The organism is Caulobacter sp. FWC2, from assembly GCF_002742625.1.
GTDB lineage: Bacteria > Pseudomonadota > Alphaproteobacteria > Caulobacterales > Caulobacteraceae > Caulobacter.
The window spans coordinates 4,983,354-5,004,694 of the sequence record NZ_PEBF01000001.1; the positions used below are offsets into that span (position 1 = coordinate 4,983,354).

Genomic DNA, 21,341 nt, shown 5'->3' on the forward strand with positions numbered 1-21,341 from the left:
TCGCAGGGGGATCGCCATGACAGACGCCACACCACAGGAGAAGAAGACCCTTCTCCAGACCCTCGCCTTCTTCGGCGAGCGGCGCAGCCTGGTGATGCTGGGCCTCGGCTTCGCGTCGGGCCTGCCTTACATGCTGATCTTCGACACCCTGTCGCTGTGGCTGCGCGATGCGGGCCTGTCGCTGGCCGTGATCGGCTTCTTCAGCCTGGCCACCCTGTCGTTCTCGTTCAAGTTCCTGTGGGCGCCGCTGATCGACCGCACCAAGATCCCGGTGCTGCACGGCCTCGTGGGCCATCGCCGCGCCTGGATGCTGGCCTGCCAAGCCGTGATCATCCTGGGCCTGCTGGCGATCTCCGGCATCAATCCCGCGACGAACCTGCCGCTGATGGCGCTGGTCGCGGTGATCGTCGGCTTCACCACCGCCACCCAGGACATCGTCATCGACGCCTGGCGCATCGAGGTCGTCGACACCGAGCGCCAGGGCCAGATGGCCGTGGCCGTGCAATGGGGCTATCGCGGCGCGATGATCATGGCCGGCGCCGTGCCGCTGCTGCTGGCCGAGCGCTTCGGCTGGAACATCTCGTACCTGGCCATGGCCGTGGCCATGAGCGTGGGGGTGATCGCCACCCTCATGGCGCCGCGCGAACAGGCCCATACGATCCGCGAGATCCACACCGGCGGGGTCGTCCAGCCCAAGGCCCTGGAGATCGGCGAATGGCTGGTCCGCCTGGCCATCCTGCTGGTCGGCGCCCTGCTGGTCGGCTCTGGCCTTTCGGGCGACGCCAGCCTGCTGTCGAAATTCGCGGGCGGCGAGGCGCTGGAGGCGGCCTGGAAGGCCAAGCCCAACGGCGTCTGGCTGCAGTTGGCGGGGGTGGTCGCGGGCCTGGCCGTCGTGATGATCGCCGCCTGGCCGATCCCCAAGGTTCCCACCAAGCCCGGCGTCTATCTGTCGACCGCCCTCGGCGCGCCGCTCAAGGAATTCCTGACCCGCTTCGCCGGGGTCGCCGGCCTGATCCTGGCGACGATCTGCGTCTATCGCGTCTCGGACTTCGTGCTGAACATCATGAACCCGTTCTACCGCGACATGGGCTTCAGCCTGACCGAGATCGCCGAGATCCGGAAGGTGTTCGGCATCATCGCCTCGATGCTCGGCGTGTTCCTGGGCGGGGTGATCGTCGCGCGCTTCGGCCTGATGAAGGCGCTGATCATCGGCGCCTTCGCCCAGCCGATCAGCAATCTGATGTTCGCGGTGCTGGCGATGAGCGGCCACAACACCGGCATGCTGTTCGCCTCGATCTGTATCGACAACCTGGCGGGCGGCGTCGCGGGGACGGCGCTGATCACCTACATGTCCAGCCTGACCACGGCCGGCTTCACCGCCACCCAGTACGCCTTGTTCGCCTCGCTCTATTCCCTTCCCGGCAAGCTGATCGCCTCGCAGTCGGGGCGCATCGTTGAGGGCTCGGCTGTGGCGGCCGAGCACGGCGGGATCACCGCGCCGTTGAAGGCCCTGTTCACCCGCCTGCCGCCCGAGAGCTTCACCGCCGCCGGCGCCAAACTGGGCGTCAGCGGCCCGGCCATGGCGGCGGGCTATACGGCGTTCTTCATCTACACGGCCCTGATCGGCGTCGTGGCCATCGTGCTGTCGTTCCTGGTGGCGGCGCGGCAGAAGCCGGTCGAGGCCGAGGCGACGACGGCTTAGGCATCGTGCGTGATCCTCGTCCTTCGACAAGCTCAGGATGAGGATCATGGCCGGTTCATTGGAAACCTCATCCTGAGCCTGTCGAAGGGCGAGGTTTCGGTCCCGCCTAGACCTTCAGGCACACCACCTGGGCCACGCGGAGGTCGCGGCGCAGGCCGTCGGCCACGCGGCCGTAGTTCTCGGTGGTGATCGGCTCGCTCGGCGCGAATTCGGACGGGCTGGGCCGGCGGTGCGGGCCCAGCAGGGTCTTCAGGGTCTCGGGCGCGGTCGTGTAGATGCGGCCGCGACGCGGGGCCTCGGCCACCGTCACCCCGATCACCCGCCCGGCGCCGTCGAGGGCCGGCGAGCCCGAGAGGCCGGCCAGGGTGCCCTTCAGGCTGTCGGTGCGACCGACCTCGGCCCAGACCAGCACGGGCTCGGTGCGGGCCCCGCGACCGTGGACGACCAGGTTCTCGCGGCCCAACAGGCGCGAGGCGGCCTCGCCCGGATGGCCTTGCGGGAAGCCTGGATGATAGGCGCGCGCGCCCCGGCGCAGCGGGGCGTCCAGGCCCAGCGGCACGGACGGCGCCCCGCCTTCGGTGGTCAGGATGGCGGCGTCGGCCTTGGGGTCGACATGGATCTTGGCCGCCACGCCGCGACCGTCAGCCACGACGATGGCCGCCTGCTTGCAGCCGTCGACCACGTGGCGCGCGGTCAGCCACGTGCCGTCGTCGCCGACCGAGAAGGCCGTGCCCGAGCCGGGCTCGGGCTTTTCGGGGACCTGGACCACGATCGACGGATCGAACGGCGAGGACGGCCCCAAGGGCAGCCCCTCTTCGCCCGGCACCGGCGGCGGCGGCGGCGGCGCGTCCGAGCGCTCCTGCCGGCCGACGGCGACGATCAGCAGGGCGCTGACGGCGGCGGCGTAGACCAGCCAATCGGGAAGCTTGGGGAAATGCACTGTAAGGTCCCCCGACCGTGTCGGCTCAGCCGGCCACGGCGGCGGCGAGGATCAGGGCGGTGGCCAGCTTGGCGCCGACAAGCAGGGCGGCGGCGGCGACTTCGCCCTCGTGGATCCGCTCGGGCAGGCCCTGCAGCACCATGTCGGTGACGCGGAACACCAGCAGCTGCACGGCGATGGTCGCCGCGCCCCAGATGACGATCTCGACCACCGAGGTCGAGGCGGTCAGCGAGATGGCCAGCGGAATGGCCAGGCCGACCATCACCCCGCCCAGCGACAGGGCGGCGGCCGAATTGCCCTCGCGGATCAGGGTGATTTCCTTGTGCGGGGTCAGCATGGCGTAGAGCGCCGTCCCCAGGATCAGCATGACCAGGGTCACGCTGGCATGCAGCAGGGTGACCGGAAAGCCGGTGGCGAAGGCCTGGACCTCGGGCGACTGGAGCTGGGACGGCATGGACGCGAACTACCCCGATGAACTTGCGGCCCCCTGACTAACACGGGTCGACAAGTTTTGCGTAGAGGGCGCCCGCGTCGGGGGAGTTGTCGGCGACTTTTTGGGGGCCGCTAAGCCGCCTCGTCCTCGTCATCATCCGACAGCATGCCGGCCATGGCCGCCATCGACAGCTTGCGCATCGCCGAGGCGCGAACCTTCTCGCTCTCGCTCTTCAGCTGGCCGCAGGCGGCGAGGATGTCGCGGCCGCGCGGGGTGCGGATCGGCGAGGAGTAGCCGGCCTTGTTGAGGATCGCGGCGAAGGCCTCGATCGTCGACCAGTCCGAGCACAGGTAATCGCTGCCCGGCCAGGGATTGAACGGGATCAGGTTGATCTTGGCCGGGATGCCCTTGATCAGCTTGACCAGGGCGCGAGCCTCGTCGGGGCTGTCGTTGACGCCCTTCAGCATGACGTACTCGAAGGTCACGCGGCGGGCGTTGGACAGGCCCGGATAGGCGCGAATGCCGGCCATCAGCTCGGCGATCGGGTACTTCTTGTTCAGCGGCACCAGTTCGTCGCGCAGGGGATCGTTGGTGGCGTGCAGGCTGATCGCCAGCATGGCCTGGGTCGTATTGCCCAGCTTTTCCAGCATGGGCACGACGCCCGAGGTCGAGACCGTGATCCGGCGACGCGAGATGCCGATGCCCTCGTTGTCGCTGATGATCTCGATGGCGTCGGCCACCTGGCCCAGATTGTACAGCGGCTCGCCCATGCCCATGAACACGATGTTCGAGAGCACGCGGTCTTCCTTGTCCGACGGCCATTCGGCCAGGTCGTCCTTGGCCACCTGGACCTGGGCGACGATCTCGGCGGCGGTCAGGTTGCGAACCAGCGGCTGGGTGCCGGTATGGCAGAAGCTGCAGTTCAGGGTGCAGCCGACCTGGCTGGACACGCACAGGGCGCCGGCGCGGCCGACGCCGGGGATGTAGACGCTTTCGACCTCGATGCCCGGGGCCATGCGGATCAGCCACTTGCGGGTGCCGTCCTTCGACACCTGGCGCTCGACGATCTCCGGGCGATTGAGCACGAAGGTCTCGGCCAGGCGGGCTCGGGTCTCCTTGGCGACGTCGCTCATCAGCGCGAAGTCGGTGACGCCGCGATGGTGCATCCAGCGGAAGATCTGGGTGGCGCGCATCTTGGCCTTGCCGTGCTCAACCACGCCGCTCTCGACCAGGGCCGCGACCAGCTGCGGACGCGTCAGGCCCGAGAGGTTGACCGGCGGCTTAGTGACGGCGGGGGCGGGCGCGGCGTCGGTGGAGACGCGCGACAGGTCTAGGGTGACGCTCAAGGGGGTGTCCGGATGCTCGGGGATCGAGGCGGACATATAGCAGGTCCCGGCCGGTTTTCCAAAACGAGCGGCGTGCGACAAGCGGCCCCGCCCGGAGTTTACCCGCGGGCCGACTTGGTCGGACCCGTGGGACAGGCTCAGGGTGAGGCCGACTGCAAGGCCACGGTTCCAACCGAAAACCTCATCCTGAGCTTGTCGAAGGACGAGGTTTTCGCGCCCTAAACCTTGCGGAAGCGGCTTCCCTGGCTGGCCATCAGGGCCAGGGCCCAGTCATCCGGCACGATCTTGGCGATCGCCGCGATAGCCTTGTTCGGCGCGCCAGGGACGCAGATCGAGCGGTTGGCCTCGGCGGCCTCGTAGCCCGCGGCGGCGACCTCATCGGCGCCCAGCCACATCCATTCCGGCACACCCTGACTGACTTGGCCGCGCGTGCCGTTGACGTCGTGGAACTCCGAATAGGTGAAGCCGGGGCACAGCGCCGAGACGTGGACGCCGGTCGCCAGGTTCTCCAGGTGCAGGCTCTGGGAGAACTTGACGAGAAAGCCCTTGGTCGCCGCGTACAGTGTGTGGCCGGCCGCGCCGGGGACCAGGCCCGCCAGCGAGGCGACATTGACGATGCGGCCGAACTTCCGCTCGACCATGCCGGGCAGCACCTTGTGGGTCATGCCGCAGACGCTGGTCAGCATCAGCTGCAGGAAGGCCGCCTGGTCGGCCCAGGTGGTGGAGTCGTAGGTCCCCGGCAGGCCATAGCCGGCGTTGTTGACCAGGGCGTCGACCACCCGGCCCTGCTCGGCGATGGCGGCCAGCACCGTGTCGACGCCGGTCGGCTCGGCCAGGTCAGTGGGGATGGCGTAGGCCTCGACGCCCGAACGCAGCTTGATCTCGGCGGCCAGGCCCTCAAGGCGGTCGGCCCGGCGCGCGGTCAGGGCCACGTCATAGCCGTGGCTGGCGTAGATGCGGGCGGAGGCGGCCCCGATGCCGGCGGAGGCGCCGGTGATCAGGGCGAGGCGGCGAGCCATGCTGGGGTGATCCGGAAGAAGACAAAACGTCGCCGGAGACGAGCACGGCCCGCGATTTGGTTCAAGCAGCCCTGGAATTTAGGGGGGTGGAAGAGGCGCGCCAGCTCGGCTGGGCGGCGCGCCTCTTCGGGGCCGCGGTCAGGGAGGGAGACCACCGCAGCCTTGGGGCCTGTTGGTTTAAGCGGCCTGCTCGAGCTCGGCGGCCTGGGCGCCGGCGGTCCACCGGACAGCGGCCTTGGCCACGCGCTCGCCCAGCAGGCGGGCGGTCTCGCGATCACCGGCCGGCGGGGTCACGTCGGTCGAGGCGTTATCCGACTGGGCGGCTAGGCCGATGAACGAGCCGACGCGGTTCAGGGTGTCGGGGCCACGCTCGGCGGCGGTCACGTTCGGCGGGGCGATGCCCAGGTTGATCCAGTTCATGCCGTGCTGGGCCGCCAGGATGGTCAGGCTGGCCAGGGCGTGGGCCTTGTCGCCGGCGAAGCTGTGCGAGTTGGTGAAGCCGGCGGCCAGCTTGTCTTTCCAGGCGCCCGTGAAGAAGGCGCTGGCGGTGGCGTCGGCGAACACTTTGAACACGCCCGAGACGTCGCCCATGTAGGTCGGGGCGCCGAACACGACGGCGTCGGCCTTGGTGATCTCCTCGATCAGCGGGGCGAAGTCCTGGCCGGCGCTTTCGATCTTCAGCAGAACGGGCGTCTGGCCGGCGTCGCGGACGCCCTCGGCGACCTTGTCGGCGAGGACGGCGGTGTGGCCGTAACCGGAATGATAGACGATGGCGACGGTGGTCATTGGAAATCCCCGGATCTGAGATCTGGCTTGAATGGCGGCCGTTTCGAAACTGAAACGGTAGCGATTACGTAATGCCGCTCAGCGGACTCGCTAGAGGATCAGCAACAACACCGGATGCAATTTTTCTGCGGGTCGAATTTAGCGCGGCTGATAGCCCGGGCCGACGACGCTCAGCAGGGCTCGATGGCCGCGTGGGCGCCATGCAGCAGGTCGGCGACGGTGATCTGGCCCAGGCGGTCGTGCGCCGCGCGGTCGGCGGCGGTGATGGCGGCGCGGACGGCGTCGGGGATCTTCTCGCCGACCGGGCAACCCTTGACGCCCTTGGGCGCCACGCCGAGATGGGCGCAGCCGTTGACGGCCTTCAGCACGACGTCGAGCGTAATGGTGTCCGCCGGCTTCAGCAGCCAGGCGCCGCCATTGGCCCCGGCCCGCGCGCCGATCAGCCCGGCCTTGCCCAGCATGGCCGTGACCCGGCGCACCACGACCGGATTGGTCGGGACCGAGGCGGCCAGTTCGGCGCTGGCCACGGCGCGGTCAGCCGAAAACGCCTGCTTGTGAGCCAAGTAGGCGAGGGCATGCGCTGCGACGGGAAATTTCTGGCTGTCGGACATCTCTACCGGGGAACGTAAGGTGGCCGCCCGCGCGTTCAACTGCAAATCGTTGCGAGCCCGAAGCAAATCTCGCCCAAGGCAAGAACCCGGGGCGACGTCGGGTGATGATTGTACCCGTCGCGGTTTGGGTGTATCGCGCCGCGCTTGATCGCGATATGGGTCGGCTCCAGGCGTTGTGCGTGGGCGCCCGGAGGGATTGAATGGCTTCCGAAGCCCCCGGCGCTTCCACTTCCGCCAATGCATCCGGTTCGGATTGCACGCCCGCGTCCAACGACATCCCTCATCAGGACGGCGGTCCGCCGAACGGCGGTGGTCACGGCCCTAACGTGAAGGGGCACGGCTTCTTTGCGTTGGCCCTGGGATCCATCGGTATCGTCTTCGGCGATATCGGCACCAGTCCGCTCTACGCCTTCAAGGAAGCGCTGGCCGCCGCAGCCCATGACGGGGTGACGCGCGGCGAGATCTTCGGCGTGGTGTCGCTGGCGATCTGGGCGCTGATCCTGATCGTGACCCTGAAATATGTTGTCTTCATCATGCGCGCCGACAACAAGGGCGAGGGCGGGGTGCTGTCGCTGATGGCCCTGGCTCAGCACGCCATCGGCCGGCGGACCACCCTGGTCTTCGCCCTGGGCGTCGCCGGCGCGGCGCTGTTCTACGGTGACGCGGTGATCACCCCCGCCATGTCGGTGCTGTCCGCCGTCGAGGGCCTGCGCACCATTCCAAGCCTTGAGCACGGCGTGACCAACCAGGTCGTGCTGCTGATCGCGACGGTCATGCTGCTGGGCCTGTTCTTCATCCAGAGCCGCGGCACAGCCAAGGTCGGCGCGCTTTTCGGCCCGATCTGCGCGGTGTGGTTCCTGTCGATGTTCGCCCTCGGCGCCTGGCACCTGGCCTCTTATCCGACGATCCTGCAGGCGATCAGCCCACACCACGCGGTGCAGTTCCTGGCCCATCACGGCATGGCGGGCTTCGTCGTGCTGGGCGCGGTCTTCCTGACCGTGACGGGCGCGGAAGCCCTGTCGGCCGACATGGGCCATTTCGGGCGCTGGCCGATCCAGGCGGCCTGGAACTTCTTCGTCCTGCCCTGCCTGATCATCAATTATCTGGGCCAAGGCGCCTTCGCCCTGGCCACGTTCGACGCCACCGTGGCGGTCGGCAAGCCGTTCCCCGAGCTGAACTGGTTCTTCGAAATGGCGCCGGAAGTCCTGCGCCTGCCTCTGGTGCTGCTGGCCGGCGCGGCCACGGTCATCGCCAGCCAGGCTGTGATCACCGGCGCCTTTTCCCTGACCCAGCAGGCCATCCAACTGGGCCTGCTGCCGCGCATGGACGTCCGCCGCACCTCCGAAACGCAGTCGGGCCAGATCTTCGTGCCGCAGCTCAATACGATGCTGCTGGTCGGGGTCATGGCCATCATGCTGACCTTCCAGACCTCGTCCGCCCTGGCTCACGCCTACGGGCTGGCGGTGACCGGCACCATGGTGGTCACCACCTGCATGGCCTTCATCGTCATGCGCCGCCTGTGGAAGTGGAGCCTGCCCGCGTCGCTGTGCTTCCTCATTCCGTTCATGGCGCTGGACCTGACCTTCCTCAGCGCAAACGCCCTGCGCTTCTTCACCGGCGGCTGGCTGCCGGTGCTGATCGGGGCCGCGCTGTTCACGGTCATGGCCACCTGGGTGCAGGGCAGCCAGATCCTGACGAACAAGACGCGTCGCGACAGCGTCCCGCTGGGCGACCTGATGGAGATCCTGCGCGCCCGCGCCCCGCACCGCGCGCCTGGCACGGCGATCTTCCTGACCTCCGACCCGGACATGACCCCGGTCGCGCTGATGCATAACCTCAAGCACAACAAGGTGCTGCACGAGCGCAACGTCATCCTGACTGTCCGCACGGCCGATACGCCCCGCGTCGCCGAGGACGACCGGGTCAAGATCGAGAAGGTCAACGACGACTTCAAGAAGGTCATCGTCAACTACGGCTTCATGGAAAGCCCGAACATTCCCAAGGCGCTGGCGGTCTGCCGCAAGCAGGGGCTGAAGTTCGACATCATGGCCACCAGCTTCTTCCTGGGGCGTCGCTCGATCATTCCGTCGGCCAACAGCGGCATGCCGCTATGGCAGGATCGGCTGTACATCTACCTGATGAGAAACGCCGCCAACCCGACGGACTTCTTCAAGATCCCGCCCGGCCGCGTCGTCGAGCTGGGCGCTCAGGTCACCGTCTAAGAGATATCCCGGCATGGAAACGACCCTGCGCGTGCTGGGCGACGGTCTGTCGATCGCCGCCCTGGCCATTATCGCCGCCACCGCCCAGGGCGCGTGGAAGCAGATCCCCAAGGACACCGCGATCCCGATGCTTTGGAGCCGCGATGGCAAGCCGACCGTGAGCGCGCCGAGGGCCGTCGGACTGCTGGCCATCCCGCTGGTCTCGGTCGTCGTGATGCTGTCGTTTACCGCGACCCAGGCGACGTTCACCGACGATCCGATGCAGGCGATCATCATCTTCCTGGTCCGCGCCACGCTGGGCGCCAGCCTGGCCCTGAGCCAGCTTTTCCACCTGCGGTTCGTCATGAAGACGTTGCAGGAAGAGGGTCAGCTTTAGGGGGCGGCCACGGCCACCCCTATTTGCCCTTGACCCGCGTCGCCTTTCGCCGTTGAAGGCGCGCGACTTTGTGTTTCTCCGAAAGGACCCCGCCCATGGCCGACAAGTCCGTGAAGAAGGTCGTGCTCGCCTATTCGGGCGGCCTCGACACCTCGATCATCCTCAAGTGGCTGCAGACCGAGTACGGCGCGGAGGTCATCACCTTCACGGCGGACCTTGGCCAGGGCGAAGAGATCGAACCGGCGCGCGCCAAGGCGCTGGCCGCCGGCGTCAAGCCCGAGAACATCTTCATCGAGGACGTGCGCGAGGAATTCGTCCGCGACTTCGTGTTCCCGATGTTCCGCGCCAACACGGTCTATGAAGGCCAGTACCTGCTGGGCACCTCGATCGCGCGCCCGTTGATCGCCAAGAAGCAGATCGAGATCGCCCGCAAGATGGGCGCCGACGCCGTCAGCCACGGCGCGACCGGCAAGGGCAACGACCAGGTCCGTTTCGAGCTCGGCTATTACGGCCTGGAACCCGACATCACCGTGATCGCTCCCTGGCGCGAGTGGGACTTCAAGTCCCGCGAAGCCCTGCTGGACTTCGCCGAGAAGCACCAGATCCAGATCACCAAGGACAAGCGCGGCGAGGCGCCTTTCTCGGTCGACGCCAACCTGCTGCACAGCTCGTCGGAAGGTAAGGTCCTGGAAGATCCGGCGGTCGAGGCCCCCGAGTTCGTCCACATGCGCACCATCGCTCCCGAGGATGCGCCGGATCAGCCGACCGTCATCACCATCGACTTCGAGAAGGGCGACCCGGTCGCCATCGACGGCGTGGCGATGAGCCCGGCGACGCTGCTGACCAAGCTGAACGAGCTGGGCCGCGACAACGGCGTCGGCCGCCTGGACCTGGTCGAGAACCGCTTCGTCGGCATGAAGTCGCGCGGCGTCTACGAGACCCCGGGCGGCACGATCCTGCTGGCCGCCCACCGCGGCATCGAGAGCATCACGCTGGACCGCGGCGCCATGCACCTGAAGGACGAGCTGATGCCGAAGTACGCCGAGCTGGTGTACAATGGCTTCTGGTTCACCCCGGAGCGCGAGATGCTGCAGGCCGCCATCGACTACAGCCAGCAGAAGGTCGCCGGCCAGGTGCGCGTGAAGCTCTACAAGGGCAATGTCACGGTCATCGGCCGCAGCAGCCCCTACTCGCTGTACGACCAGGACCTGGTCACCTTCGAGGAAGGCAAGGTCGCCTACGACCACCGCGACGCCGGCGGCTTCATCAAGCTGAACGCCCTTCGCCTGCGCGTGTTGGCCAAGCGCGACAAGCGCGGCTAGCGACATGGCGGCAACGAGAGACGTTGCTGCTTACCTACCGGCCGCCGCGATCGGGACGATCGCGGTGTGCCTGTCGATCGTCGGACACGAGACGATCGGCCATGGCGGCGCCTGCCTCGCGGCGGGCGGCCATGTCACTCTGCTCAATATCGTCGACTTCCGCTGCAGCCTGGCGCGGCCGGGGATCGATCTGGCGGGTACGGTCGGCAACCTCGTGCTGGTCCTGGCCGGCCTGATCCTGGCGTGGCCCCGGTCCGCCAGCGGAGCGCGCCTGCTGGGTCTGGCGCTGTTCGCCTTCAACGCCTTCTGGATCGCCGGCTACCTGATCTATGCGGGCGTGCTGAACGTCGGCGACTGGGTCTATCCGGCCGAAACCTTCGTGCCGGGCCTGCCCTGGCGGCCGATCGCGGTCGTGATCGGGGTCGGACTCTATGCCCTGACCATGAACCGCATCGCGGTCCTCACGCCGCCCGCGGCCGCGCGTCCGCTGAGAACCGCCTATGTCGCTGGAGCGATGGCCACGGTGCTGGCCGCCGCGCTCTACGCCCCGGCGCGCGGTCACGTCATCCAGGCGGCGGCGATCGAGATCGGCCTGGCGTCGCTGGGGCTATGGTTCGCCGTCCGCCGGGCGCGGGGCGCGGGCGACTGGACGTCGCCGACCTCACGGGTCTGGACCGTGGTGGCGCTGATCCTGTTCATCGCCGTCGCGGCGATCCAGGGACCTGGCCTGCCGCGCTAAGCTCGACCTTCACACCCGGTTGTACGGATAGCGATCCCGGATGATCCGCTGGAAGAACCGCCCCTTCGACGGCGCGCGCAGGAAGGCCTGGCTGATCCGCTCGGGGACGCCGACATAGACGTACTCGTCGCCGTCGTGGAACGTGACGAATAGCTTGCCGTGTTCGGGGGTGTAGTCGATCTCGGCGATCGCCGTGGAGTCCACACGCATAGCTTCAAGCCTCCGCGAATGAGGATCGTCAGACTTAGGAGCGAATGAGCGCCGGGAGGGTTCCCGGAGCGCTCCGCGCGGCGAAGGCGACGCCCTTTGCTCTAGGCGCTGGCGGGAGGCGTGCAAACTCAGGGCGAATACGGCTAGGGTTTCCCCCGAAGCGGCATGAGTCCGCGGGAGGAACACAAGAGATGCATCAGTCCCACGCGCTCGTGGCCATCGTCACCCTGGTCTCGCTGCTGGTCTATGCCTGGATGATCTTCCGGATCGGCGGGGCGCGGCGGCGCTCGGGCATCGACGCCCCGGCCATGACCGGCCACCCCGAGCTGGAGCGCCATCTGCGCGTTCAGGCCAACACCGTCGAGTGGCTGGTCATCTATCTGCCGTCGCTGTGGTTGTTCGCGATCTACTGGAACGACCTGATCGCCGCCGCGCTGGGCGTCGTCTGGATCATCGGCCGGATCGTCTACGCCCTCGGCTACGCCGCCGACCCGAAGAAGCGCGAGGTCGGCTTCATCATCCAGGCCCTGGCCACCGCCGTCCTGCTGTTCGGCGCCCTGGGCCGGGCGGTCTACGTTCTGGTGGTGATCGGGAACTAGCTTGAGCTTGGAAGGCCATGGCGCGGCGGACTATACCCGCGCCATGGACCACCTGCCCGTCGATCCCGCCCGCTATGGCGCCTTCCTGGTCGCCATGTTCGTCATGGCCATCACGCCAGGGCCTGCCAACCTGTTCGCCATCGCCACAGGCATGGAGCGCGGCAAGGGGGCGGCGCTGATCAGCGTCGTCGGCATGAACACCGCCACCCTGGTCTGGTTCACCGGCTCCGCCCTGGGTCTGGGCGCGCTGATCCTGGCCTTCCCCAAGGCGTTCCACATCCTGGCCTGGGCCGGCGCGGCCTATCTGGTCTGGCTGGGCCTGAAATCGCTGTGGGCCGGTATCAAGAACGTTGAGAGCCACGCCACGGCCACGGTGCGGGCGGGACGTTCGGCCTTCCTCGACGGCTTCATGGTCCAGATCGCCAATCCGAAGATCCTGCTGTTCTTCTCGGGGGTGCTGCCGCCGTTCCTGGACATCAAGCGGCCTCTCGCCCCGCAGCTGATCATGTTCGCCTGCGCCACGATCGGCATGGACCTGATCAGCATGTCGTCCTACGGCTTGGGCGGGGCCGCCTTGTCGACCCGGATGAACGAGCCCGGCTTCCGCCGCGGCTTCGCGATCCTGGTTGGCATCCTTCTGATCACGGCGGCCGTACTTATCTTGTCCAGAGGCTGAATAGTTTCGCCGCCGCATCAAACTGCGCCTTGGCGAAACCACAAAGCCCCGCCAGAGTTGTCCTAAGTACCAAGGACTCCGCTTGAAGGAGCAGCTCATGTCCATGAAGAAGGTCGCCATCGCCGCGGCGCTGGTCATCGCGGCCGGCCTCTCGGCCTGCGCCACGCCTACGCCATACCAACCCAGGATGTCCGCCAGCTCGACCGCCGGCGGCTTCTCCGAGCAGAAGCTGGAAGGCGACCGCTATCGCGTGTCGTTCGCCGGCAACAGCCTGACCTCGCGCGATACGGTCGAGCGCTATCTGCTCTATCGGTCGGCCGAGCTGACCGTGCAGCAGGGCTACGACTGGTTCGAGACCGCCGACCACCGCACCGACAAGACCTCGCGCTCTTACGTCGAGCCCGATCCGTTCATGCGCCCGGGCTTCGGCTACGGCTACCCGTACGGCTACTGGCGCCCGGCCTGGCGTTACTACGGCGGCGCGTACGGCTGGCGCAGCTGGGACCCCTTCTGGGGGGACCCCTTCTTCGCCGACCGCGCCCAGATCCGCACCGTCGAGCGGTTCGAGGCCGGGGCCGAGATCGTGATGCACAAGGGCAGGAAGCCGGAAGGCGACCCGCGCGCCTACGACGCCCGCGAGATCATGAGCAACCTGGCCAGCGCCATCCAGCGCCCGGTTCCGGGTAAGTAAGAAAAGCGCCCTTCCCCCTTGATGGGGGAAGGGTCGGGGATGGGGGTGATGCGGCGGTTCCGCTTCATCGCCCCTACACCCCCACCCAACCCTCCCCCATCAAGGGGGAGGGCTTTTTATTGCGCCTTAGCGCGGCGCCATGCGGATGCCGCCGTCGAGGCGCACGTCCTCGCCGTTGAAGTAGTCGTTGGTGATCATCGTCAGGGCCAGGTGGGCGTACTCCGCCGGGTTCCCCAGGCGCTTGGGGAACGGCACCGAGGCGGCCAGGCCCGCCTTCACGGCTTCCGGCGCGCCGTTCATCAGCGGGGTGTTGAAGATGCCCGGCAGGATGCAGTTGACGCGGATGCCTTCGCTCATCAGGTCGCGGGCGATCGGCAGGGTCATGCCGACGACGCCGCCCTTGGACGCAGAGTAGGCCGCCTGGCCCATCTGGCCATCTTCTGCCGCGACCGAGGCGGTGTTGACGATCGCGCCGCGCAGGCCGTCTTCCAGCGGCTCCAGGTCCAGCATGCCCTTCGCCGACTTGGCGATGCAGCGGAACGTACCGACCAGGTTGATCTGGATGATGCGGTCGAAGGCGTCGAGCGGGAAGTGCTTGGTCTCGCCGGTGGCCTTGTCGCGGCCGGCGGTCTTGGCCGCGTTGCCGGTGCCGGCGCAGTTCACCAGGATCCGCTCCTGGCCGTGGGCGGCGCGGGCCTTCTCGAAGCCGGCGTCGACATCGGCGTCGGACGTGACATTGACCTTGCAGAACACGCCGCCGATGTCCTTGGCGACGGCTTCGCCGGTGGCTTCGTTCATGTCGAAGATGGCGACCTTGACGCCTTGGGCGGCCAGGGCGCGGGCGGTGGCCTCGCCGAGGCCCGAAGCGCCCCCGGTGACGACGGCGGCGACGGTGTTGTCGAGTTTCATGGACGTTTCCCTCAGCTTTGCGTTTAGGATCGCTGTTGAGCAAGGGTTTAAACCGATGAGCCGCGACGCCAAACCGTCCCCCGACGTAAACGTCAACGAAGTCCTGGATCCGGCCAAGGCGCTGGTTCCCGCCACGGTGCAATTGAACGAGGAGCGGGTCGAGAAGGGTTTCCTGCCCAAGATCCGCCGGATGGCGACCAAGGTGCCGTTCGCCGCCGACGCCCTGTCGGTCTGGTGGGCTGTCCGCGATCCGGAAACGCCGACGGCGGCCAAGGGTATGATGCTGGCGGCGCTGGCCTATTTCGTACTGCCGACCGACGCCATTCCCGACATCCTGCCCGTCATCGGCTTCACCGACGACGCGGCCGTGATCGCGGGCCTGATCGCCATCCTCGGCAAGACGCTGAAGCCGCGCCACAAGGAGGCCGCCCAGGCCTTCCTGCAGCGCCTGTCCGACGACGCCTGAGCCCGGAATTCGCCATGCCCATACTGCCTGCCCTGATGCTCGCCGCCGCCCTGGCCCAGAGCGCGGCCCCGCCGACCGCCGACGCCGAGGACAAGGCCGTTCTGGCCACGGCCCAGGCCTTCTTCGACGGCATGGAAAAGGCCAACCCCGACGCCCTGCGCGCCCTCGTGCTGCCTAACGCCCAATTCCTGTCCGTGCGCGAGCAGGCCGACGGGAGCGTCAAGCTGAACCGCGTCACTTTCGAGGACAGCTTCGGCAAGTCCATGACCCCCGGCGTCAAGGAATGGATGTGGTCGCCGGTGATTATCCGCCGCGGCGCCCTGGCCACCGTCACCGCCCCGTACGAGGTCAGCAAGGACGGCAAGACCCTGCACTGCGGGATCGACATCTTCACCCTGGTCAAACAGACCGATGGGGCCAAGGGCGACGGCGCCTGGAAGATCGCTAGCGTCAGCTGGACGGCGGAACCCGGCGCCTGCCCGGAACTGCGGAAGCTCTAACCCACCCGAAACCGCAGCAACGAGCCGTTCCAAAGGTCGTCGTCGCGGTCCTCCTCGACGAGGTCACGGACGCCGGGATAGCTCGCCGCCGCCTGCCGCCAGAAGGCCAGGGCGCCGACGTTGCGACGAACCACCGCCGCCTCCCAGAGGCCCCAGGCGGTGCCGAACAGCGCGTGGGCGGCGGCCAGGCCCACGCCGCGTCGGCGGTGCTTGCGAACGACAAAGAACTCGGCCACCGCGCGGTCGATCGGAGTCGCCGAGTGGGCGACGTCGTTGACCAGGGCGAAGCCGACCGGCAGGCCCTTGATCCGGAACAGCCAGGCCTGGCGCGTCGGGTCGGTCCAGTAGGTTTCCAGACCGGGATAGTCGGAATAGCGACCGTCCGGCTCCAGTTCGCCCTCGACCTCGCGGTCGAACCAGAGTTCCGAGAAGTCGTGGATGTAGAGCTGCATGAGGTTGGCGACGATCGACGCCGCCTCGGGGCCGGCCTTGGAGACGACGAGATCCGCGCGGCTCACCGGGAGGTCTCGATGATCGCTGGCGGCCCGCCGTCCCGGACCTGCCCTATCGGCGTCATCACGATCGACATGGCGTTTCCTCCGTGTGCGACAGGTTGTCGCGGCCGAACTTCAGCCTAAGTTGGGAGGATGATCGAAGCCCTGCTCTCCAAAATGATCAAGACCGGCGATTTCACGGCGCACCTGCCGGGAGGTCGCGTCGTCAAGGCGGGGGACGGCACGGGGCCGTCGGTGGCCATCCGGATCAACAGCCGGGGGCTTCGCCGGCTGGCCAATCCCAGCCTGGGCCTGGGCGAAGGCTACATGGAAGGCGACATCGTCTTCGAACAGGGCTCGATCTCGGACCTCCTGACCATCGTCGGCGAAAGCGGAGGCCGCAAGCCCAAGCGCGGCTCGGCCTTCACCCGCTTGCGCAAGGCGCTGAAGCGGCGGGTGCAGCAGGTCAACGATCGCGTGGCCTCGCGCAAGAACGTCTCGCATCACTACGACCTGTCGAACGACCTCTATCGCCGGTTCCTCGACATCGACATGCAGTACAGCTGCGCCTATTTCGAGCGTCCGGACATGACGCTGGAAGAGGCCCAGGCCGCCAAAAAGGCCCTGATCGGCCGCAAGCTGCTGATCAAGCCGGGCATGAAGACGCTCGATATCGGCTCGGGCTGGGGCGGGCTGTCCATGACGCTGGCCCAGGACTTCGGGGCCCAGATGACGGGCGTGACCCTGTCGACCGAACAGCTGGCCCTGGCCAAGGAACGCGCCGAGAAGGCGGGACTGGCCGACAAGACCGACTTCCGCCTGACCGACTATCGCGACCTCAATGAGACGTTCGACCGCATCGTCTCGGTCGGCATGCTGGAACACGTCGGCGCGCCGAACTTCCGGACCTATTTCGAGACCATCGCCAAGCTGCTGGACGAGGACGGCGTGGCCCTGGTCCACTCGATCGGCAAGATGCACGGGCCGGGCGCGACCAACGCCTTCACCCAGAAATACATCTTCCCCGGCGGCTATATCCCCGGCCTGTCGGAGATCGTCACGGCCATCGAGCAGGCCGGCCTTTGGATCACCGACGTCGAGATCCTGCGCTTGCACTATGCCGAGACCTGCCGGATCTGGCGCGAGCGGTTCATGGCCGATCCGGACATCCCGACGATGTTCGACGCGCGGTTCCGGCGGATGTGGGAGTTCTATCTGGCGGGCGCCGAGCTGGGCTTCCGCCACGGCGGCCACATGGTCTTCCAGATCCAGCTGGCCAAGAAGCGGGACGCCACGCCGCTGACCCGGGACTATCTGCTGAAGGCGGCGGGGTAGCCCCCAACACCGCTTATCCCCGCGAAAGCGGGGACCCAAGCCGAGGCAGTGGACTAGGGCTGGACCGCGCCACCAACCGAAAGCCAGCTTGGGTCCCCGCTTTCGCGGGGATGAGCGGATTGTGTTGGTTGAATCGCATGGCTATTAGCGCCACTCGAAAGACCGCATCGGCGGCCGACTAGCCGAGAGCCGCCATGGCCCCGTTCCGCGCCGCCGACCTCCTCCGCCGCAAGCCCGTCGCCCAGGTTCTGGGCGAGCATCCGCCCGAGCACCTGCCGCGCACGATCGGCCTGTTCCAGTTGACCATGCTGGGCGTGGGCGCCACGATCGGCACCGGCATCTTCGTGGCCCTGACCACCGCCGTACCGGCGGCGGGTCCGGCGGTGATCCTGTCGTTCGTGCTGGCCGGGATCACGGCGGCCCTGACGGCCCTGTGCTACGCCGAGCTGGCCTCGACCATCCCGGTGTCGGGCTCCTCGTACTCCTACGCCTACGCCACCCTGGGCGAGTTCGTCGCCTTCATCGTCGGCGCGTGCCTGCTGCTGGAATACGCCGTTTCCGCCTCGGCCATCGCCGTGGGCTGGGGCCAGTATCTGAACGAGATGCTGGTCGACCTGATCGGCGTGAAGATGCCCGACGCCATCGCCAAGGCGCCGGGCGCGGGCGGGGTGTTCAACCTGCCGGCCGTGGTGCTGGTCGGGGCCTGCATGGTGCTGCTGCTGCGCGGGGTGAAGGAGTCGACGACGATCAATGCCATCCTGGTGGTGCTGAAGCTGCTGGTCCTGCTGTTCTTCGTGGTCATCGCCTTCAGCGGCTTCCACGCCGGCAACCTGACGCCGTTCATGCCGATGGGCGTGGCGGGCGTGGGCGCGGCCGCCTCGTCGATCTTCTTTTCCTATATCGGCATCGACGCGGTCTCGACCGCCGGCGAGGAGGTCAAGGACCCGCGCAAGACCCTGCCGCTGGGCATCGTGCTGTCCCTGCTGATCGTCACGGCGGTCTACATCCTGGTCGCCCTGGCCGCCGTCGGGGCCCAGCCCTGGACCGCTTTCAAGGGCCAGGAAGCCGGCCTGGCGGTGATCCTGCGCAACCTGACGGGCCAGGCCTGGACCTCGCTGATCCTGTGCGTCGGGGCGATCGTGTCGATCTTCTCGATCACCCTGGTGGTCATGTACGGCCAGACGCGGATCCTCTACGCCATGAGCCGCGATGGCCTGCTGCCCAAGGTGTTCCAGCGCCTGCATCCCAAGACCCGCAGCCCGGACCTCAATACCTATATCGTGGCAGCCTTCATCGCCGTGCTGGCGGCCTTCGTGCCGCTGGACGTGCTGGTCAACCTGACCAGCATGGGCACCCTGATCGCCTTCGCCATCGTCTCGCTTGGGGTAATCATCCTGCGCCGAACCCAGCCGGATCTGCCGCGCGGCTACCGCGTACCGCTCTATCCGGTCGTGCCGGTGCTGAGCGTGGCGTTCTGCGGGTATCTGATCGTCGGACTGCCGCTGGATACGTGGCTGCTGTTCGCGGTGTGGGTGGCGGCGGCCTGCGCGATATACTTCGGGTATTCGCGGAAGAACTCCATGCTTAATCTGGCCTAACACCAAAACCGCTCATCCCCGCGAAAGCGGGGACCCAAGCTGAGTTGGCGCGATAGGACTCAGCAGTTCAGTGTCTCGGAGAGATCGGCCCAAGTGGGGTTCAGGGTCTCGATCAATTGGATTTTCCAAGCGCGGTTCCACTTCTTGATCTGCCGCTCGCGCGTGAAAGCTCCCTCCCGCGTTTCGCCCATCTCGTACCAGACGAGCCGATCAACGCCGTACTTCGAGGTGAAGCCCTTGCGGAGCTTCTGCTGATGCTCCCAGATGCGACGCGCGAGGTCGTCGGTATGGCCGCAGTAGAGCGTGCCATAGGGCCTACTGGCCAGCAGGTAGACGCAGAACATCTTGTCCATGATCGCGCTCGCTTTGAGAACACATCATGAACATACGCCAGCCACACTCGCAACAGGAGATTCGGCTTGGGTCCCCGCTTTCGCGGGGATGAGCGGCGTTTGTTGATGCGGGTGGAGCGGTTAGCGCCCCTACTCCACCGTCACCGACTTGGCCAGGTTCCGGGGCTGGTCGACGTCCGCGCCCTTCACCACCGCCACGTGGTAGGCCAGCAGCTGGATTGGGGCCGACATCACCAGGGTCGAGACCAGCGGGTCGCTGGCCGGCGCGGTGACCACCACCTTGGCCCCCGCCGGCGCGTGCTTCACGCCCTCGGTGTCGGTGATGAAGATCACCTGGCCGCCGCGCGCCATCACCTCGCTCATGTTCGAGGCCGACTTCTCGAAATAGCTGTCATGGGGCGCCAGGATGACGATCGGGGTCTGGTCGTCGACCAGGGCGATCGGACCGTGCTTCAGCTCGCCGGCGGCGTAACCCTCGGCGTGGATGTAGCTGATCTCCTTCAGCTTCAGCGCGCCTTCCAGGGCCAGGGCCGACATCGGGCCGCGGCCCAGATAGAGCACGTCGCGGGCCTTGGCGACGTCGGCGGCGATCTCCTTGATGGCGTCTTCCAGGCCGATGGCCTCGGCGATCAGGCGGGGAGCTTCCAGCAGCACCTTCACCAGACGCTGCTCCTCGGCGTCATCGATCGTCCCGCGCTGCTTGGCGGCGGCGACGGCCAGGGCGATCATCACGCTGACCTGGGCGGTGAAGGCCTTGGTCGAGGCCACGCCGATCTCGGGACCGCAGTGGATGGGCCACACGACGTCGACCTCGCGGGCCATGGTCGATTCCTGGGCGTTGACCACCACCGCGCTCTTCATGCCCTTGGCCTTGCAGTAGCGCAGGGCCGCCAGGGTGTCGGCGGTCTCGCCCGACTGCGACATGGCGATGACCAGCGAGCCCGGCCGCAGGGCCGGCTGGCGGTAGCGGAACTCCGAGGCGATCTCGACATCGACCGGCAGGTCGGCCAGCTGCTCGATCAGGTACTTGCCGACCATGCCGGCGATGAACGAGGTGCCGCAGGCGACGATCTGGATGCGCTCCAGCTTGGCGAAGTCGATGTCGCCGGGCACGGCGGCCCTGGCGGTCAGGGTGTCGACATAGGCCGCGATCGTGCGCTGGCAGCCCTCCGGCTGGTCATGGATCTCCTTCTCCATGAAGTGCCGGTAGTTGCCCTTCTCCAGCATCACCGACGAGGTCGGCACCACGCGCACCGGGCGGGTGACGACCGCGCCCGAGGCGTCGAAGATCTGATGGCTGTCGTGATCCAGGGCGACGTAGTCGCCCTCTTCCAGATAGATCACCCGGTTGGTGAAGGGACCGACGGCCAGGGCGTCCGAGCCCAGGAACATCTCGCCCTGGCCCTCGCCCACCACCAGCGGGCTGCCGCGGCGCGCGCCCAGGACCAGGTTCGCCTCGCCCTCGATCAGTACGGCCAGGGCATAGGCGCCGGTCAGGCGGTCGAGGGCGGTCTTGAAGGCCTCCAGCGGGGCCAGACCGGTGGCCAGTTCGGCGTCGATCAGGTGGGCGATCACCTCGGTGTCGGTGTCGCTGGAGAAGGTGCGGCCGGCGGCGGCCAGCTCGGCCTTCAGCTCGGCGAAGTTCTCGATGATGCCGTTGTGCACCAGGGTGACGCGGCCCGCCGTGTGCGGGTGAGCGTTCTGGACGTTGGGCGCGCCGTGGGTCGCCCAGCGCGTGTGACCGATGCCGGTGGTGGCGACCAGCGGGTCCTCGGCCAGGACGGCTTCCAGCGCCTTGATCTTGCCCTTGGCCCGGCGACGCTCGACATGCCCGCCCACCACCCCAGCGATCCCCGCGGAGTCATAGCCTCGATATTCGAGCCGCTTCAGGCTCTCGATCAGACGCTCGGCGACGGGTTGTTTTCCGACGATGCCGATAATGCCGCACATGGGCCATGATCCCTTGTAGAACGCGTCGACAGGATTATCCCTAGCCGCGCGAGGATTTCGAAGT

General features: G+C 67.5%; 23 protein-coding genes and 1 pseudogene. 13 read left to right on the forward strand and 11 right to left on the reverse strand.

Annotation, left to right across the window (positions count from 1 at the left end; all coding sequences use genetic code 11):
• Positions 1-16: 16 nt before the first annotated feature.
• Positions 17-1,702: an MFS transporter gene (locus CSW62_RS23495; protein ID WP_099581891.1), complete on the forward strand. Its 1,686-nt coding sequence runs from the start codon at positions 17-19 to the stop codon at positions 1,700-1,702.
• 9 nt (positions 1,703-1,711) lie between these two features.
• Positions 1,712-1,797, forward strand: a pseudogene (locus CSW62_RS27550) (hypothetical protein); the annotation flags it as partial.
• A gap of 11 nt (positions 1,798-1,808) precedes the next feature.
• Here CSW62_RS27550 and CSW62_RS23500 read toward each other — a convergent pair.
• The 6 genes from CSW62_RS23500 to CSW62_RS23525 all read right to left on the reverse strand — a co-directional run bounded on the left by CSW62_RS23500 (position 1,809) and on the right by CSW62_RS23525 (position 6,837).
• Positions 1,809-2,642, reverse strand: coding sequence for a serine protease (locus CSW62_RS23500; RefSeq protein WP_099581892.1), 834 nt, complete (start codon positions 2,640-2,642; stop codon positions 1,809-1,811).
• A 25-nt stretch (positions 2,643-2,667) separates the two neighbouring features.
• Positions 2,668-3,096 carry a DUF350 domain-containing protein gene (locus tag CSW62_RS23505; RefSeq protein WP_099581893.1) on the reverse strand — a complete coding sequence of 143 codons (429 nt, stop codon included), beginning with the start codon at positions 3,094-3,096 and terminating at the stop codon, positions 2,668-2,670.
• A 110-nt stretch (positions 3,097-3,206) separates the two neighbouring features.
• Complete coding sequence (gene rlmN, locus CSW62_RS23510; protein WP_099582438.1) at positions 3,207-4,421, reverse strand: 23S rRNA (adenine(2503)-C(2))-methyltransferase RlmN; 1,215 nt, start codon at positions 4,419-4,421, stop codon at positions 3,207-3,209.
• 218 nt (positions 4,422-4,639) lie between these two features.
• Positions 4,640-5,440 carry an SDR family oxidoreductase gene (locus CSW62_RS23515; RefSeq protein WP_099581894.1) on the reverse strand — a complete coding sequence of 267 codons (801 nt, stop codon included), beginning with the start codon at positions 5,438-5,440 and terminating at the stop codon, positions 4,640-4,642.
• Between the two features lie 177 nt (positions 5,441-5,617).
• On the reverse strand, positions 5,618-6,226 hold the full coding sequence (locus CSW62_RS23520) for a flavodoxin family protein (protein WP_099581895.1): 609 nt from the start codon (positions 6,224-6,226) through the stop codon (positions 5,618-5,620).
• Positions 6,227-6,396: 170 nt separating this feature from the next.
• Positions 6,397-6,837: an Rrf2 family transcriptional regulator gene (locus CSW62_RS23525; RefSeq protein ID WP_099581896.1), complete on the reverse strand. Its 441-nt coding sequence runs from the start codon at positions 6,835-6,837 to the stop codon at positions 6,397-6,399.
• A gap of 200 nt (positions 6,838-7,037) precedes the next feature.
• On the opposite strand from CSW62_RS23525, the gene CSW62_RS23530 reads away from it, so the two are divergent.
• From CSW62_RS23530 to CSW62_RS23545, 4 genes are all read left to right on the forward strand, one after another.
• Positions 7,038-9,059 carry a potassium transporter Kup gene (locus CSW62_RS23530; protein ID WP_099581897.1) on the forward strand — a complete coding sequence of 674 codons (2,022 nt, stop codon included), beginning with the start codon at positions 7,038-7,040 and terminating at the stop codon, positions 9,057-9,059.
• Between the two features lie 13 nt (positions 9,060-9,072).
• Positions 9,073-9,435, forward strand: a complete 363-nt coding sequence (locus tag CSW62_RS23535; protein WP_099581898.1) for a hypothetical protein — start codon at positions 9,073-9,075, stop codon at positions 9,433-9,435.
• 95 nt (positions 9,436-9,530) lie between these two features.
• Positions 9,531-10,757 (forward strand): argininosuccinate synthase, encoded by a 1,227-nt coding sequence (locus CSW62_RS23540; RefSeq protein ID WP_099581899.1) that lies wholly within the window; start codon positions 9,531-9,533, stop codon positions 10,755-10,757.
• A 4-nt stretch (positions 10,758-10,761) separates the two neighbouring features.
• On the forward strand, positions 10,762-11,496 hold the full coding sequence (locus CSW62_RS23545) for a hypothetical protein (RefSeq protein ID WP_143324449.1): 735 nt from the start codon (positions 10,762-10,764) through the stop codon (positions 11,494-11,496).
• Between the two features lie 9 nt (positions 11,497-11,505).
• On the opposite strand, the gene CSW62_RS23550 is transcribed toward CSW62_RS23545, so the two are convergent.
• The gene (locus tag CSW62_RS23550; protein WP_099581901.1) at positions 11,506-11,706 is read right to left on the reverse strand and encodes a KTSC domain-containing protein; all 201 of its coding nucleotides are present in this window, start codon (positions 11,704-11,706) and stop codon (positions 11,506-11,508) included.
• A 191-nt stretch (positions 11,707-11,897) separates the two neighbouring features.
• Here CSW62_RS23550 and CSW62_RS23555 point away from each other — a divergent pair, with 191 nt between their 5' ends.
• The 3 genes from CSW62_RS23555 (at position 11,898) to CSW62_RS23565 (ending at position 13,672) form a co-directional block, all read left to right on the forward strand.
• Positions 11,898-12,305, forward strand: coding sequence for an MAPEG family protein (locus CSW62_RS23555; protein ID WP_099581902.1), 408 nt, complete (start codon positions 11,898-11,900; stop codon positions 12,303-12,305).
• A 43-nt stretch (positions 12,306-12,348) separates the two neighbouring features.
• Positions 12,349-12,981 (forward strand): LysE family translocator, encoded by a 633-nt coding sequence (locus CSW62_RS23560; RefSeq protein ID WP_369827563.1) that lies wholly within the window; start codon positions 12,349-12,351, stop codon positions 12,979-12,981.
• A gap of 97 nt (positions 12,982-13,078) precedes the next feature.
• Positions 13,079-13,672, forward strand: a complete 594-nt coding sequence (locus CSW62_RS23565) for a hypothetical protein (protein ID WP_099581903.1) — start codon at positions 13,079-13,081, stop codon at positions 13,670-13,672.
• Between the two features lie 126 nt (positions 13,673-13,798).
• On the opposite strand, the gene CSW62_RS23570 is transcribed toward CSW62_RS23565, so the two are convergent.
• Entirely contained in the window at positions 13,799-14,581 is a 783-nt protein-coding gene (locus CSW62_RS23570) for an SDR family NAD(P)-dependent oxidoreductase (RefSeq protein WP_099581904.1), read from the reverse strand.
• A gap of 55 nt (positions 14,582-14,636) precedes the next feature.
• Between CSW62_RS23570 and CSW62_RS23575 the strand changes: the two genes are divergently transcribed.
• Both CSW62_RS23575 and CSW62_RS23580 read left to right on the forward strand, forming a co-directional pair.
• The gene (locus CSW62_RS23575) at positions 14,637-15,047 is read left to right on the forward strand and encodes a YkvA family protein (protein ID WP_099581905.1); all 411 of its coding nucleotides are present in this window, start codon (positions 14,637-14,639) and stop codon (positions 15,045-15,047) included.
• Positions 15,048-15,061: 14 nt separating this feature from the next.
• A complete protein-coding gene (locus CSW62_RS23580; RefSeq protein WP_099581906.1) occupies positions 15,062-15,547 on the forward strand; it encodes a hypothetical protein in 486 nt (161 codons plus the stop codon).
• On the opposite strand, the gene CSW62_RS23585 is transcribed toward CSW62_RS23580, so the two are convergent.
• Positions 15,544-16,065 (reverse strand): GNAT family N-acetyltransferase, encoded by a 522-nt coding sequence (locus CSW62_RS23585; RefSeq protein WP_099581907.1) that lies wholly within the window; start codon positions 16,063-16,065, stop codon positions 15,544-15,546. The two genes, CSW62_RS23580 and CSW62_RS23585, sit on opposite strands and share 4 nt — an antisense overlap.
• 129 nt (positions 16,066-16,194) lie before the next feature.
• Here CSW62_RS23585 and CSW62_RS23590 point away from each other — a divergent pair, with 129 nt between their 5' ends.
• Positions 16,195-17,376 carry a cyclopropane-fatty-acyl-phospholipid synthase family protein gene (locus CSW62_RS23590; RefSeq protein ID WP_099581908.1) on the forward strand — a complete coding sequence of 394 codons (1,182 nt, stop codon included), beginning with the start codon at positions 16,195-16,197 and terminating at the stop codon, positions 17,374-17,376.
• Between the two features lie 194 nt (positions 17,377-17,570).
• Positions 17,571-18,974 (forward strand): amino acid permease, encoded by a 1,404-nt coding sequence (locus CSW62_RS23595; protein WP_099581909.1) that lies wholly within the window; start codon positions 17,571-17,573, stop codon positions 18,972-18,974.
• Positions 18,975-19,033: 59 nt separating this feature from the next.
• On the opposite strand, the gene CSW62_RS23600 is transcribed toward CSW62_RS23595, so the two are convergent.
• Positions 19,034-19,327: a GIY-YIG nuclease family protein gene (locus tag CSW62_RS23600; RefSeq protein WP_199170681.1), complete on the reverse strand. Its 294-nt coding sequence runs from the start codon at positions 19,325-19,327 to the stop codon at positions 19,034-19,036.
• A 129-nt stretch (positions 19,328-19,456) separates the two neighbouring features.
• The gene (glmS, locus tag CSW62_RS23605) at positions 19,457-21,277 is read right to left on the reverse strand and encodes a glutamine--fructose-6-phosphate transaminase (isomerizing) (protein ID WP_099581910.1); all 1,821 of its coding nucleotides are present in this window, start codon (positions 21,275-21,277) and stop codon (positions 19,457-19,459) included.
• Positions 21,278-21,341: the final 64 nt, after the last annotated feature.

Excerpts from the sequence above, each read along its gene's own strand:
- CSW62_RS23495 (WP_099581891.1), top strand. The coding sequence starts at position 17 with ATGACAGACGCCACACCACAGGAGAAGAAGACCCTTCTCCAGACCCTC.
- CSW62_RS23505 (WP_099581893.1), bottom strand. The coding sequence starts at position 3,096 with ATGCCGTCCCAGCTCCAGTCGCCCGAGGTCCAGGCCTTCGCCACCGGC.
- CSW62_RS23515 (WP_099581894.1), bottom strand. The coding sequence starts at position 5,440 with ATGGCTCGCCGCCTCGCCCTGATCACCGGCGCCTCCGCCGGCATCGGG.
- CSW62_RS23520 (WP_099581895.1), bottom strand. The coding sequence starts at position 6,226 with ATGACCACCGTCGCCATCGTCTATCATTCCGGTTACGGCCACACCGCC.
- CSW62_RS23525 (WP_099581896.1), bottom strand. The coding sequence starts at position 6,837 with ATGTCCGACAGCCAGAAATTTCCCGTCGCAGCGCATGCCCTCGCCTAC.
- CSW62_RS23530 (WP_099581897.1), top strand. The coding sequence starts at position 7,038 with ATGGCTTCCGAAGCCCCCGGCGCTTCCACTTCCGCCAATGCATCCGGT.
- CSW62_RS23535 (WP_099581898.1), top strand. The coding sequence starts at position 9,073 with ATGGAAACGACCCTGCGCGTGCTGGGCGACGGTCTGTCGATCGCCGCC.
- CSW62_RS23540 (WP_099581899.1), top strand. The coding sequence starts at position 9,531 with ATGGCCGACAAGTCCGTGAAGAAGGTCGTGCTCGCCTATTCGGGCGGC.
- CSW62_RS23545 (WP_143324449.1), top strand. The coding sequence starts at position 10,762 with ATGGCGGCAACGAGAGACGTTGCTGCTTACCTACCGGCCGCCGCGATC.
- CSW62_RS23550 (WP_099581901.1), bottom strand. The coding sequence starts at position 11,706 with ATGCGTGTGGACTCCACGGCGATCGCCGAGATCGACTACACCCCCGAA.
- CSW62_RS23555 (WP_099581902.1), top strand. The coding sequence starts at position 11,898 with ATGCATCAGTCCCACGCGCTCGTGGCCATCGTCACCCTGGTCTCGCTG.
- CSW62_RS23560 (WP_369827563.1), top strand. The coding sequence starts at position 12,349 with ATGGACCACCTGCCCGTCGATCCCGCCCGCTATGGCGCCTTCCTGGTC.
- CSW62_RS23565 (WP_099581903.1), top strand. The coding sequence starts at position 13,079 with ATGTCCATGAAGAAGGTCGCCATCGCCGCGGCGCTGGTCATCGCGGCC.
- CSW62_RS23570 (WP_099581904.1), bottom strand. The coding sequence starts at position 14,581 with ATGAAACTCGACAACACCGTCGCCGCCGTCGTCACCGGGGGCGCTTCG.
- CSW62_RS23575 (WP_099581905.1), top strand. The coding sequence starts at position 14,637 with ATGAGCCGCGACGCCAAACCGTCCCCCGACGTAAACGTCAACGAAGTC.
- CSW62_RS23580 (WP_099581906.1), top strand. The coding sequence starts at position 15,062 with ATGCCCATACTGCCTGCCCTGATGCTCGCCGCCGCCCTGGCCCAGAGC.
- CSW62_RS23590 (WP_099581908.1), top strand. The coding sequence starts at position 16,195 with ATGATCGAAGCCCTGCTCTCCAAAATGATCAAGACCGGCGATTTCACG.
- CSW62_RS23595 (WP_099581909.1), top strand. The coding sequence starts at position 17,571 with ATGGCCCCGTTCCGCGCCGCCGACCTCCTCCGCCGCAAGCCCGTCGCC.
- CSW62_RS23600 (WP_199170681.1), bottom strand. The coding sequence starts at position 19,327 with ATGGACAAGATGTTCTGCGTCTACCTGCTGGCCAGTAGGCCCTATGGC.
- glmS (WP_099581910.1), bottom strand. The coding sequence starts at position 21,277 with ATGTGCGGCATTATCGGCATCGTCGGAAAACAACCCGTCGCCGAGCGT.